Raw genomic sequence first — 13,329 nt, forward strand, 5'->3', positions numbered from 1 at the left:
TAGCCATGATTCAGTATAATGAACAGATGAGTGATTCCCCTCTCACCGTCGCCATCGCCGTCCCGCTCGAGGCCGAGCTGGTTGAGACGATCCGCGCCGTGGACCCCGCTGTCACCGTCCTCTACGAGCCCGGCCTCCTCCCGCCGGAGCGATTCCCCGCCGACCACGCCGGCGATCCGGCCTTCCGCCGGTCCCCCGATGCCGAGGAGCGCTACTGGAAGCTCCTCAACTCGGCCGAAGTCCTGTACGGGCTTCCGAACGAGTCCGCGTCGGGCCTCGCGCGCGTGGTAGCCGAGAACCCGCGACTGAGGTGGGTCCACGCTATGGCCGCCGGCGCCGGCGGCGCGGTCAAGGCCTCGGGCCTCTCCGCCGAGGACCTTGAGCGCGTCGCGGTCACCACATCCGCGGGCATCCACGCCCTTCCGCTCGCCGAGTTCGCCATGATGGGGATCCTCAACGGCTTCAAGCGCGTCTCAGAGATGGCCGCCGATCAGGCCGTCAGGCACTGGCCCGGGCTGCGCACCCCCACGCGGCTCGTCTCCGGCTCGAAGCTCGTGGTCGCCGGCCTCGGCGAGATCGGCCTCGAGACCGCACGGCTCGCCCGCGCTCTCGGCATGGGCGTGAGCGGCACCAAGCGCGCGGCTGCCGAGGTCGAGGGCATCGACCGCATCGCAACCAATGCCGGGCTGGCCGAGCTCGTCGCGGGCGCAGACGCCCTCGTCAACACTCTTCCGGGCACGCCCTACACCGAGGGCATCATCGGCGCAGAGGTGTTCGCCGCCATGAAGCCAGGGACAGTATTCGTGAACGTGGGGCGCGGGACCGTCGTGGACGAGGACGCGCTCGTCGACGCGCTCGACTCGGGCAAGGTCGGCTATGCGTGCCTCGACGTGTTCGCGGTCGAGCCGCTGCCGGCCGCGAGCCCCCTCTGGGAGCACCCGCGCGTGCTCGTCTCGCCGCACACTTCTGCGCTCTCCGCCGCCGAGAACCGGCTCATCGCCGAGCGGTTCGCCGCGAATCTCCGCCTGCTGCTGGACGGCGGACCCCTCCCCCACCGGGTGGACCCGATCCACTTCTACTGAGCCGAGAGCCCGCTCACCGTCCGAGGGTCACCTCCCGGAGGTTGCCACTCAGGAGGTGACTCCCGGACGAGGGAGCGCAGCTCGACGCACGAGGTGGGCCGCCGCCGTCGTGCGCAACTGGACGCACGACGTCGGCGGCCCACCTCAGGCGGTTGCGGCGCCGGAGCCTCGGCTACGCGCCGTCGGCCAGCACCGTGAGGTCGCGTCCGCGCGTCTCCCGCAGCGCGAACGTCGTGCCGAACGTGATGAGTGAGAGCACGAGCGAGAAGAGCCCGAGGACGAGCCACGAGTTGTGGGTCGCCTCCAGCGCCGCGGCGATGAGCACCGGCACGAGGCCAGAGGCGAGCATCGCCGAGATCTCGCGGCTCAGCGCCACTCCCGTGAACCGGTGGGTCGCACCGAACATCTCAGGCAGGAGCGCGCACTGCGGGCCAAGCATCGACTGGACGCCGAGCGCGATCCCGACCGTGATCACCACGATCACGAGCCACGCCTGTCCGAGCGTGAGGAGGTAGAACGCCGGCAACGCGATGATGGCCTGGAAGAGCGCGCCGTACCGGTAGACCGGCACGCGGCCCACGCGGTCCGAGAGCCAGCCGAAGAACACGACGGCGACCGCGGAGAACGCCGCAGCGATGAGGAGCGCCACCGGTCCGAGCGCCTTGTCGTCCTTGAAGACAGCGACGGTACCGAGGAAGCTCACGGCAATGGCCGAGAAGATCGACGAGTTGCCGTTCTCCGCCATGCGCACGCCGATCCCCTTGAGGACTGCGCCCTTCGATGAAGCCCAGACCGACTTCACAGGGTTCTTGACGACCTCCTCGTGCGCCTCGAGCTCCCGGAAGACGGGCGTTTCCTTAAGGCGCAGACGGATCACGAGGGCCGTGACGATGAGGATGAATGAGGCGAGGAAGGGCACGCGCCACAGCCAGACCTGCACGATCTTCGGATCGACGAGGCCCAGCAGTGTGAAGGTGCCGGCGCCGAGGAGTGTCCCGAGCTGGATGCCCACGAAGGGCAGCGCGGCGAAGAAGCCACGGCGGGGCGCAGGCGAGACCTCGGAGATCAGGGTCGTGGCGCCGGCCTGCTCCGCCCCCGCCCCGAGGCCCTGGAGGATGCGGAGGGCAACGAGCATGATCGGCGCGGCTGCGCCGATCTGGGTGTACGTGGGCAGGAGCCCGATGAGGAAGCTCGCGGAGCCCATCAGGGCGATCGTGCTCAGGAGCACGACCTTGCGGCCCCAGCGGTCGCCGATGAAGCCGAAGAGCAGGCCGCCGATCGGACGGGCCACGTAGGCGATGCCGAACGTCGCGAAGCCCACGATGACCTTGGCATCGCCGAACGGCGCGAAGAAGAGCGGGGCGAAGACGAGCGCCGTGGCAAGGCCGAAAATGTAGAAGTCGTAGTACTCGAGGGCCGATCCCACCGAGCTCGCGAGCGTTGCCCGCCGGAGCTGGTCGGGATCAACCTGGCTGCCCTGCGGCAGAGCACTCGTCCGTGCGGTGCCCGGGTCGCTGATGTTCATGTGTACTCCTTTGGACGCATCCCGTGACACGCGGGATGGTGAACAGCGCGCGGCATGACGCCGATCACTACTCTGAACAGAGTACAGAACTCTGAACAATCAGTCCATAGGAATGAACACTGTTCAACCCATCGGATTTCCGAGGACCTTGGCGAGCTCCTTCAGCTCCGCCACCATCGCGTTCTTCGCCGCCTCGGTGAAGCTCGCCTTGAGGTAGGTCACGGACACCCCGAGACTGGGGCCGTGGGCACCTCGAGTCGGCACGGCCACGGCGAGGCTCACCACGCCGATGGTCGATTCCTCATCCTCGAAGGCGTATCCATCCGTCTGGATGCGACGGAGCTCGGCCTTCAGCTCCCGGCCCGTCCGGATCGAATGCTCCGTGAGCACCGGGAGTTGCGCATCGTCGGGGAACAACTCGTCCAGATCGCGCTGGTGACGCCGCGCAAGGAGAGCCTTCCCGACGGCACACAGAGACGCGGGCATCTTGTCCCCGATGCTGGAGGTGAGCCGGACTGCCGGGTGGCCCTCATAGCGCGCGAGGTAGATGACACTGTCCCCATCGAGGAGGGCCACGCGGACCGTCTCATGCGAGAGCGTCGGAGCCTGTTCGCAGAAACGGTAGAACTCCTGGATCTCGTCACGCCGGCTGAGGTAGGCGGCCCCGAGTTCGACCAGCTTGCGGCCCAGCGAGTATTCGGACCCCTGTCGCGTGACCAGGCCCGCATCCTCGAGCGCTGTGAGGAGATTGGACGTCGACGACTTGGGGATGCCCAGCTCCCGGGCGAGGTCGCTCAGCGTGACCCTGCCGGCGTCCGAGGCCGCGAGGACGTCAAGGAGTGCGGCCGCGCGGGTGACCGCTGGCGCTGGGGACTGCGTGGACGAGGCCTGGGCGGGTGTGCCCTCGGCTGCTGCTACCGCGACCATCATGCTCCTTCGCGTGGTTCATTCTGCTGAACACGCTCCATCATACTGGCAGCGCTGTCAGGGCCTTCGGCGCCGGGCGTGGATCGTGCGATTTTGATTCCGGAAACGTTCACCCTATATTCGTCTTCAGAGCCTCCCGCCGCGGCAAACCCCCAATGGCCGCGGCGGGAGGCTCATTCCATGCCTGCTAGGGCCCGGGCAGGCCGCGGAGACGCGAGGGGCCGCCCGACAGCGGTCAGGCGGCCCGTGACTTCTTCCGTACGGCAGCTTCCGTGCCGCGACACTGGGAAGCGGCCCGGCATTCTTGGGATGGGTGGGTCCTACCGGGATCGAACCGATGACATCCACGGTGTAAGCGTGGCGCTCTACCAGCTGAGCTAAAGACCCTTCTGTCGGCGAACGGCCAGCGTCCCGACGGGGTCCAACAGTACCCCAGGGGGCGCCGCGCGGCGAAACCGCGCGCGGTCCGCACGCCTAGGAGGCCCTGGACCCGGCGACCTCGGCCAGCGCGGCGCGGTACTCGGCAATGTCGCGCGCCTGACCTCGCGGGTTGACAACGCGATAGCGGACCACGCCGTCGTCGTCGAGGATGAAGGTTCCGCGCAGCGCCATGCCGCTGTCCTCGTCGAACACCCCGTAGCGGCGTGCCACCTCGCCGTGCGGCCAGAAGTCGGCGAGGAGGGAGAACTCGTAGCCTTCCGCCGCGGCGTAGGCGCGTTGCGCGAACTTGCTGTCGACCGAGACGGCGAGCACCTCGGCGTCGACCTGCGCGAAGGCGTCCCAGCCGTCGCGGATCTCGCACAGCTCGCCGGTGCAGATGCCGGAGAACGCGAACGGGAAGAAGAGCACGACGACGGGCCGGCCGCGGTAGGCCGAGAGCCGGACAGGCTCGCCGAACTGGTTGGGCAACTCGAAGTCCGGGGCGAGATCGCCGACTGCGGGCGATCCGGCGCCCAGCGGGAGGGTCACTGCTTCTTCCGCACGAGTCGGGTCGCGCTCCAGTCTTTGGAGACGCCCACCGATGACGTCGAGTGGAGCCCGGCTGTCGGCGCAGACTCCTGCACCTCGACGGGACGCACATGGCCGTCACGCCCCTGCTTGGGCGTCAGCAGCCACAGGACACCGGATTCGTTGAGGGTCGTCTGGGCATCCACAAGCATGTCGACGAGGTCGCCGTCATCCTCGCGCCACCATACGATCACGCCGTCGACGACATCGTGGTCATCCTCATCGAGGAGCTCGGAGCCGACCGCCTCCTCGATCGCGTCCCTCAGTTCGAAGTCCACGTCCTCGTCGTAGCCGAACTCCTGGATCAGGTCCCCATCCTTGAAACCCAGTCGCGCCGCCACATTGCTGTCCGCGGCGGTGTCGGTCTCGCCCACGTCCTCTCCTCCTTGTCTGGCACCAGGTCCGACGCTGTGCGGCCCGGAATGCCGATCGCATCCCATGTGTCGCATCAGACGTGTCTACTCTGGCGCACTGTAGCTATAAGCCAACTACGTTTGGCGCGCTGCTTCAAGCAGGCACCGCGTCGACCGCCCCAATAGTCGCCGTTTCCGCGCCCGGCCAGCATCCATGATGACGGTCACAGAGCGGTGAGCGGCTAACCACCCCCGCCCGCGCGCGGCTAGAGTGGCGTGTGAACGTCGGCCGGCCGCAAGACCCCCATGGCCTGGCACGGCGCTTACTTTGCATCAACGGCCCTGCACGCAGGGCATCGTGACGAGACTGCCCGCCGCCGGCTGCCACCAGCTCCGGCCCCACGGGCTCGAAGAGAGGTTGGACGTGTCTGTAGGAGAGGAAACCTCGCACATCCTCAGCGGCCTGACGAATCAGTTGCCGGACCGCGATCCCGAAGAGACCGCCGAGTGGGTTGAGTCTCTCGACTCCCTGATCGAAGAGCACGGTACGGAGCGCGCGCAGTACATCATGCGCAGCCTCCTCCAGCGCGCGGGTTCGCGGAGCGTGGGCGTTCCCATGGTCACGACGACTGACTTCGTGAACACCATCCCGGCCGATCAGGAGCCGGAGTACCCTGGCAACGAGGAGTTCGAGCGCCGCTACCGCGCCTACATGCGCTGGAATGCGGCCATCATGGTCCACCGGGCCCAGCGGCCCGGCGTCGGCGTGGGCGGGCACATCTCGACCTATGCGGGCGCCGCGACGCTCTACGAAGTGGGCTTCAACAACTTCTTCCGCGGCAAGGACCACCCCGGCGGCGGCGACCAGGTCTTCTTCCAGGGCCACGCCTCCCCCGGCATGTACGCCCGCGCCTTCATGGAAGGACGGCTCGCCGAAGAGGACCTCGACGGCTTCCGGCAGGAGAAGTCCCGCGAGGGCCACGCCCTCTCCTCCTACCCGCACCCGCGCATGATGCCGGAGTTCTGGGAGTTCCCGACCGTGTCCATGGGCATCGGGCCGATGAACGCGATCTACCAGGCCCAGACGAACCGGTACCTGCACAACCGCGGGATCAAGGACACCTCGGACCAGCACGTGTGGGCCTTCCTCGGCGACGGCGAGATGGACGAGCCCGAGTCCCGCGGCCTCCTCCAGCTCGCAGCCAACGAGAACCTCGACAACCTCACGTTCGTCGTCAACTGCAACCTCCAGCGCCTCGACGGGCCCGTGCGCGGCAACGGCAAGATCATCCAGGAGCTCGAGGCATTCTTCCGCGGGGCCGGCTGGAACGTCATCAAGGTCATCTGGGGCCGCGAGTGGGACTCGCTGCTCGCGCGCGATGACAACAACCAGCTCGTCAAGATCATGAACGAGACGCTCGACGGCGACTACCAGACGTACAAGGCCGAGTCCGGCGGGTTCGTCCGCGACCACTTCTTCGGCAAGACACCTGAGACGAAGGAGCTCGTCGCCGACTACACCGACGAGCAGATCTGGAACCTCAAGCGCGGCGGCCACGACTACTGGAAGGTGTATGCCGCCTACAAGGCCGCGACGGAGTTCAAGGGCAAGCCGTCGGTGGTGCTGGCGATGACCGTCAAGGGCTACGGGCTCGGGACGCACTTCGAGGGCCGCAATGCGACCCACCAGATGAAGAAGATGACGCTCCAGGACCTCAAGGACTTCCGCGACCACCTGCGGATCCCGATCACGGACGAGCAGCTCGAGGCCGACCCGTACCAGCCGCCGTACTACCACCCCGGCCAAGACGCGCCCGAGATCCAGTACATGATGCAGCGCCGCAAGGAGCTCGGCGGGTTCCTGCCCGAGCGCCGCGACCCGCACGAGGGCATCACGCTGCCGGCCGAGAAGTCCTTCGAAGTCGCCAAGCGCGGCTCCGGCAAGCAGCAGGCGGCGACCACGATGGCGTTCGTCCGGCTCCTCAAGGACCTCATGCGGGACAAGGAGTTCGGCAAGCGCATCGTGCCGATCGTCCCCGACGAGGCGCGCACGTTCGGCATGGACGCGTTCTTCCCCACCGCGAAGATCTACAACCCCAAGGGCCAGAACTACCTCTCCGTGGACCGTGACCTGGTCCTCGCATACAAGGAGTCGCCACAAGGGCAGATCCTCCACGCTGGCATCAACGAGGCCGGCTCGGTTTCGGCGTTCACCGCGGCGGGCACGTCCTACGCGACGCATGGCGAGACGCTCGTCCCGGTGTACGTGTTCTACTCGATGTTCGGCTTCCAGCGCACCGGTGACGGCCTGTGGGCCGCGGCGGACCAGATGGCCCGCGGGTTCGTGATCGGCGCCACCGCCGGGCGCACCACCCTGACGGGCGAGGGCACCCAGCACGCGGACGGGCACTCCCCCATCCTCGCCTCGACGAACCCCGCGGTGGTCAGCTATGACCCCGCCTACGGCTACGAGATCGGGCACATCGTCAAGGACGGCCTCGAGCGCATGTACGGCGGGAAGCACCCCAACCCGAACGTCATGTACTACATCACCGTGTACAACGAGCCGATCGTGCAGCCGGCCGAGCCGGACGAGCTCGATGTCGAGGGCGTGCTCAAGGGCATCTACCTGCTGGCTCCCGCGAAGATCGACGGCCCCCGGACCCAGCTGCTCGCCTCCGGCGTGGCGGTGCCGTGGGCGCTCGAGGCCCAGGAGATCCTCGCCAACGAGTGGGGCGTCTCCGCGGACGTGTGGAGCGTGACGAGCTGGACCGAGCTGCGCCGCGACGGCCTCGCCGCCGAGGAGGAGGCGTTCCTCAATCCGGGGCAGGAGCCGCGGGTGCCGTTCGTCACGCAGCAGATGGCGGGCGCGACGGGCCCGATCGTGGCCGTCACGGACTACATGAAGGCCGTGCCCGACCAGATCCGCCAGTTCGTCCCGAACGAGTTCGCCACGCTGGGTGCCGACGACTTCGGCTTCGCAGACACCCGCGCGGCCGCCCGCCGCTACTTCCACATCGACGCGCACTCGGTGGTGGTGCGGGCTCTGCAGATGCTCGCCCGCCGCGGCGAGGTCGACGCCGATGCTCCGCGTCAGGCGTTCGAGCGGTACCGGCTCATGGATGTCAACGCGGGGACGACCGGAAACGCGGGCGGCGAGAGCTAGCCCGCAGAACACCGCGGCGAGAGCTGGGCTTCCGCTTCGGCAACCGCGCACGACGGCGGCGTTCCCCACACGAGGGGGCGCCGCCGTCGTGCTTCTGTGGCAAAGGTGACGTGACGTCTGTGGCCGCGCACACTGTGCCTTGTAGCCTTCACACAAAAGCAAGGATCGCCGGCTCGCTATGCTCGTGTGCATGGCCCAGCCGCACAAGTCCCCCGGCAGCTCGCAGAACGGCAAGCTGACCATCTCGCCCGCGAAGGCGGAGACCGTCAAGAAGCTCCGGGCCAACGTCGGCCAGCTCTCGACCACCACGATGCGCGAGCTCGAGCGCTCACTGCCGTGGTACACGCGCCTGAGCGCGGACGAGCGCTCCGCGCTCGGGCTCGTCGCCCAGAACGGCATCGCGGCGTTCGTCACGTGGTACGAGAAGCCGACGCTGCCAACGTGGATCCTCTCCGACGTGTTCGGCGCGGCGCCGACGGAGCTGACGCGGTCCATCAGCCTGCAGAAGGCGCTCCAGCTCATCCGGATCGTCGTCGAGACGGTCGAGGACCAGGTGCCGCACCTCGCACCCGAAGAGGACCAGCCCGCGCTCCGCGAAGCTGTCCTGCGGTACTCGCGGGAGGTGGCGTTTGCGGCGGCCGACGTCTACGCACGCGCCGCGGAGACGCGCGGCTCGTGGGACACGCGTCTCGAGGCGCTCATCGTCGACGCCATCCTGCGGGCGGAGAACACGGACGCGCTGCGCTCACGCATCGCGGCGCTCGGCTGGAAGGCCCAGGAGCGGTTCATGGTGGTGGTGGGCTCGTCTCCCCTCGAGCCGAGCCCGACCTACGTCGGCGAGTTGCGGCGCGCCGCCGGCAGGTATGCGCAGGACGCGCTCGTGGGCATCCAGGGCGACCGTCTGATCCTCATCCTCGGGGGCCTGCACGACCCACAGCAGGCGGTGTCCCGACTGGCCGAGCTGTTCGCCCCAGGGCCGGTGGTCTACGGGCCCGAGGCGGCGACCCTGACGGAGGCGAGCGCGTCGGCGCAGGCCGCCTTCGCGGGCCTCTCGGCCGCCCGGGCGTGGCCCAACGCTCCGCGGCCGGTCTCCGCTGACGACCTGCTCCCGGAGCGGGTCGTCGCGGGCGACGACGCCGCGCGGCGCGCCCTGGTGCAGAAGATCTACCGGCCCCTCGTGGCCGCCTCGAATGGGCTGGTGGAGACACTCAGCGCCTATATCGAGCTCGGCCATTCGCTCGAGGCGACCGCACGCGAGCTGTTCGTCCACGCCAACACCGTGCGCTACCGCCTGCGCCGCGTCTGCGACGTCACAGGGTGGGACCCGTTGATCCCGCGGGAGGCGTTCGTGCTGCAGACCGCGCTCGTGGTGGGGCGCCTCGCGGCGCCCGCGAAACCGGCCGCCGAACGCCACCCGCAGCGCACCTGATGTCCACGCCGCGCCGACCCAGGTTGTAGACTTCCTACAAATGGCGCCATGGAGCTTGGTGTGCGCTCCCTCCGCTCCGACCCCCCGCGATTTGGAAAGCTTGGTGACGTGTTAGCAATTGTCTGCCCTGGACAGGGCTCGCAGACCCCTGGGTTCCTGGCCCCGTGGCTCGAGCTGCCCGCCGTCGCCGATCGTCTCGGTGCCCTCGGCGAGGTCGTGGGCCTCGATCTTGTGGCCCACGGGACGACGTCCGACGAGGAGACGATCAAGGACACCGCAGTCGCGCAGCCGCTCATCGTGGCCGCCGGGCTGGTCGCCGCGGAGTCGATTTTCGACGCCGCCCTGTCCGACCTCCCCGTCGTGCTCGCAGGCCATTCGGTCGGCGAGATCACCGCCTCCGCCCTCGCCGGTGTGCTGACCGCTGAGGACGCGATGCGGTTCGTGGGCGTGCGTGCCCGGGGCATGGCGCGTGCCGCGGCCGTGACGCCGACCGGGATGAGCGCCGTCGTGGGCGGAGAACGGGACGACGTCCTCGCCGCCATCGCCGCTGCGGGCGCCGAGCCGGCCAACGTCAACGGTGGCGGCCAGATCGTCGCGGCCGGCACCTTCGAGCAGCTCAAGGCCCTCGCGGACAACCCGCCCGCCAAGGCGCGAGTCATCCCCCTCAAGGTGGCCGGCGCGTTCCACACGCAGCACATGGCCTCCGCGGTCTCGGACCTCGAGGCGCTCCGCCCGGAGTTGACCGTGAGCGACCCGACCGTGCCGCTCCTGTCCAACTACGACGGCGCCCAGGTCGCCTCGGGTAGCGCGGCCGTCGCGAGCCTCATCGCGCAGGTCTCCCGCCCCGTCCGGTGGGACCTGTGCATGGAGACCCTCGTGGCGCGCGGCGTCACCGGTGTGATCGAACTGGCCCCGGCGGGAACCCTCGTGGGCCTCGCCAAGCGCGGCATGCCGGGTGTGAAGACCGTGGCTGTCAAGACCCCTTCCGACGTCGACGCCGCACTCGAGCTGTTCGCCGCCGACGCCTCGGGCGACGCCCCGACCACAAAGGAGACGGTGTGAGCACGCCAACCCTCAAGCAGCATCAGACACACGAGCACGCCAGGATCCTCGGCATCGGCGGCTACCGCCCCTCGGTGGTCGTCACCAATGACGACGTGTGCCAGTGGATCGACTCGTCAGACGAGTGGATCCGCCAGCGCACCGGCATTGTGACGCGGCGCCGGGCCCCCGAAGACATCAGCGTTCTCGACATGGCCGAGGGTGCCGCCCGCGAGGCGCTCGCCTCCGCCGGCATCGAGGCCAGCCAGCTCGGCGCGGTCATCGTCTCGACCGTCTCCCACCCCTACGCCACGCCGTCTGCGGCAGCGGCGCTGGCCGACCGGCTGGGCGCGACGCCGGCACCGGCCTATGACATCTCCGCCGCATGCGCGGGGTACTGCTACGGCATCGCCCAGGGCGACGCCCTGGTCCGCGCGGGCTCGGCCGACTACGTGCTCGTGGTCGGCGCCGAGAAGCTCAGCGACTTCATCGACAACACCGAACGCAGCATCTCGTTCCTGCTCGGCGACGGCGCCGGGGCGGTCGTGATCGGCCCGTCCGACACTCCGGGCATCGGCCCGTCGGTATGGGGGTCCGACGGCAGCAAGTGGAGCACGATCGGCATGACCCATTCGCTCCTGGACGTGCGGGACCTCTCCGATGAGGCCGAGCGCAACGGCGCGAGCAACGCCGCGGCGGTCCTCGGCACCGAGGCCAAGATCTGGCCGACGCTGCGCCAGGACGGTCAGAGCGTCTTCCGGTGGGCCGTGTGGGAGATGGCGAAGGTGGCGCGCCGCGCCCTGGACGCCGCGGGCATCGAGCCCGAGGATCTCGGCGCATTCATCCCCCATCAGGCGAACATGCGCATCATCGACGAGATGGTCAAGCAGCTCAAGCTGCCCGACACCGTCATGGTTGGCCGCGACATCGCCGACGCGGGGAACACCTCCGCCGCATCCATCCCGCTCGCCACCATTCGGCTGCTCGAGGAGCACCCCGAGCTCCATGGCAAGCTGGCCCTGCAGATCGGATTCGGCGCCGGGCTCGTGTTCGGTGCCCAGGTTGTGACCCTGCCCTGAGAACCATGGCGCGCCCGGCACCGGGCGGGCCGAGACCAGGCCGCGGATCACGCGGCTGGACCCCCTGATCCGGCGGACCGCCGGGAACCAAGAGAAGGAGCCGACATGGCAACGAACGAAGAGATCCTCGCCGGTCTGGCCGAGATCGTCAACGAGGAGACGGGCCTCGCCACCGACGCGGTCCAGCTCGACAAGTCCTTCACGGATGACCTCGACATCGACTCGATCTCGATGATGACCATCGTGGTCAACGCCGAGGAGAAGTTCGGCGTCCGCATCCCCGACGAGGAGGTCAAGAACCTCACGACGGTTGGCGACGCGGTCGACTTCATCGCCAAGGCCCAGGCCTAAGCACGGCCTCCACGGCGGCCGGCGCCACGCGCCGGCCGCCGCCTGTTTTCCGCCAGCGTCGCTGGCACCTGACGAAGCACAGACGAAAGTAGCGAAGCATGGCGCGCAAAGTTGTTGTGACCGGCCTCGGTGCCACGACGCCGATCGGCGGCGATGTCCCGACCCTGTGGCAGAACGCCCTCAAGGGAGTCTCCGGTGTCCGCCGGCTTACCGACGACTGGGTTGAGCAGTACGAACTGCCTGTCAAGATTGCCGCCAAGCTCTCCACACCCGCGGAGGAAGTCCTCAGCCGCGTCGAGATGAAGCGCATGGACCCTTCCACGCAGTACGGCGTCATCGCCGCCCGCGAGGCGTGGAAGGATTCCGGAATCGAGGAGATCGACCACGATCGGCTCGCCGTTGCCTTCGCCACCGGCATCGGAGGCGTCTGGACCCTGCTGAACGGCTGGGACACGCTCAAGGAGAAGGGCCCCCGGCGGGTCCTGCCGATGACGGTCCCCATGCTCATGCCCAACGGCGTCGCCGCGGCAGTGAGTCTGGACCTGGGCGCCCGTGCGGGCGCCCATACCCCGGTTTCCGCCTGCGCGTCCGGCACCGAGGCGATGGCCGTGGGTCAGGAGCTGATCCGCTCGGGCAAGGCCGACGTGGTCGTTGTGGGAGGCGCCGAGGCGGCCATCCACCCGATGCCGCTCGCCTCGTTCGCCGCGATGCAGGCCCTCTCCAAGCGCAATGACGACCCGGAGCACGCCTCGCGCCCCTACGACATCGACCGCGACGGCTTCGTCATGGGCGAGGGCGCCGGCGCGCTCGTGCTCGAAGCGGAGGACCACGCGCTTGCCCGAGGAGCACGCATCTACGCCGAGCTCGCCGGGACGTCCGTGACCGCGGATGCCACCGCTCAGCGCATCGACCGCACGCGACCGCGACCCGAGGGCCTCGGCGCGACCCGCGCGCTCAAGGCCGCCATGTTCGACGCGAGGATCCAGCCCGAGGACGTCGTCCACGTGAATGCCCACGCTACGTCCACGCCCGTCGGCGACAAGCCCGAGTACACGGCCCTCAGGGCGGCATTCGGCGCCCATGTCGACAACGTGGCGGTCTCGGCGACGAAGTCCCAGATGGGCCACCTCCTCGGCGCCTCCGGCGCCGTCGAGGCCGTTCTGACGGTCCTCGCCGTCAAGGAACGCCGCGCACCCGCCACGATCAACCTCGATCACCAGGATCCGGAGATCCCGCTCGACGTCGTCACAACGGCGCGCGACCTGCCGCAGGGCGACATCGTCGCACTGAGCAATTCGTTCGGATTCGGTGGCCACAATGCGGTGATCGTGATCCGCAACGTCTGACCCAGACGCCGCGCTGTTGCGA

Annotated in this window: 11 protein-coding genes and 1 tRNA gene; 7 read left to right on the forward strand and 5 right to left on the reverse strand. The window is 68.8% G+C overall.

Annotation, left to right across the window (positions count from 1 at the left end):
• Window positions 1-26 precede the first annotated feature (26 nt).
• A complete protein-coding gene (locus tag SCMU_RS11675) occupies window positions 27-1,082 on the forward strand; it encodes a D-2-hydroxyacid dehydrogenase (protein ID WP_229229323.1) in 1,056 nt (351 codons plus the stop codon).
• A 172-nt stretch (window positions 1,083-1,254) separates the two neighbouring features.
• Here SCMU_RS11675 and SCMU_RS11680 read toward each other — a convergent pair whose 3' ends face one another.
• From SCMU_RS11680 to SCMU_RS11700, 5 genes are all read right to left on the reverse strand, one after another.
• The gene (locus tag SCMU_RS11680; RefSeq protein WP_229229324.1) at window positions 1,255-2,607 is read right to left on the reverse strand and encodes an MFS transporter; all 1,353 of its coding nucleotides are present in this window, start codon (window positions 2,605-2,607) and stop codon (window positions 1,255-1,257) included.
• Window positions 2,608-2,730: 123 nt separating this feature from the next.
• Window positions 2,731-3,534, reverse strand: a complete 804-nt coding sequence (locus tag SCMU_RS11685) for an IclR family transcriptional regulator (protein ID WP_229229325.1) — start codon at window positions 3,532-3,534, stop codon at window positions 2,731-2,733.
• 314 nt (window positions 3,535-3,848) lie between these two features.
• A tRNA-Val gene (locus SCMU_RS11690) sits at window positions 3,849-3,921 on the reverse strand.
• Window positions 3,922-4,008: 87 nt separating this feature from the next.
• Complete coding sequence (locus SCMU_RS11695) at window positions 4,009-4,503, reverse strand: peroxiredoxin (RefSeq protein ID WP_229229326.1); 495 nt, start codon at window positions 4,501-4,503, stop codon at window positions 4,009-4,011.
• Window positions 4,500-4,916, reverse strand: coding sequence for a DUF3052 domain-containing protein (locus tag SCMU_RS11700; RefSeq protein ID WP_229229327.1), 417 nt, complete (start codon window positions 4,914-4,916; stop codon window positions 4,500-4,502). The genes SCMU_RS11695 and SCMU_RS11700 overlap by 4 nt, the downstream gene beginning before the upstream one ends.
• A 403-nt stretch (window positions 4,917-5,319) precedes the next feature.
• Here SCMU_RS11700 and aceE point away from each other — a divergent pair, with 403 nt between their 5' ends.
• From aceE to SCMU_RS11730, 6 genes are all read left to right on the forward strand, one after another.
• A complete protein-coding gene (gene aceE / locus SCMU_RS11705; RefSeq protein WP_229229328.1) occupies window positions 5,320-8,061 on the forward strand; it encodes a pyruvate dehydrogenase (acetyl-transferring), homodimeric type in 2,742 nt (913 codons plus the stop codon).
• A gap of 190 nt (window positions 8,062-8,251) precedes the next feature.
• Window positions 8,252-9,490, forward strand: a complete 1,239-nt coding sequence (locus SCMU_RS11710; protein ID WP_229229329.1) for a PucR family transcriptional regulator — start codon at window positions 8,252-8,254, stop codon at window positions 9,488-9,490.
• A gap of 108 nt (window positions 9,491-9,598) precedes the next feature.
• The gene (locus SCMU_RS11715) at window positions 9,599-10,552 is read left to right on the forward strand and encodes an ACP S-malonyltransferase (RefSeq protein ID WP_229229330.1); all 954 of its coding nucleotides are present in this window, start codon (window positions 9,599-9,601) and stop codon (window positions 10,550-10,552) included.
• Window positions 10,549-11,610 carry a beta-ketoacyl-ACP synthase III gene (locus SCMU_RS11720; RefSeq protein WP_229229331.1) on the forward strand — a complete coding sequence of 354 codons (1,062 nt, stop codon included), beginning with the start codon at window positions 10,549-10,551 and terminating at the stop codon, window positions 11,608-11,610. Before SCMU_RS11715 ends, SCMU_RS11720 begins: the two co-directional genes overlap by 4 nt.
• Window positions 11,611-11,715: 105 nt before the next feature.
• On the forward strand, window positions 11,716-11,961 hold the full coding sequence (locus tag SCMU_RS11725) for an acyl carrier protein (RefSeq protein WP_066498244.1): 246 nt from the start codon (window positions 11,716-11,718) through the stop codon (window positions 11,959-11,961).
• Between the two features lie 98 nt (window positions 11,962-12,059).
• Window positions 12,060-13,307: a beta-ketoacyl-[acyl-carrier-protein] synthase family protein gene (locus tag SCMU_RS11730; protein ID WP_229229332.1), complete on the forward strand. Its 1,248-nt coding sequence runs from the start codon at window positions 12,060-12,062 to the stop codon at window positions 13,305-13,307.
• Window positions 13,308-13,329 lie beyond the last annotated feature (22 nt).

Source organism: Sinomonas cyclohexanicum, assembly GCF_020886775.1.
Taxonomy (GTDB): Bacteria; Actinomycetota; Actinomycetes; order Actinomycetales; family Micrococcaceae; genus Sinomonas; species Sinomonas cyclohexanicum.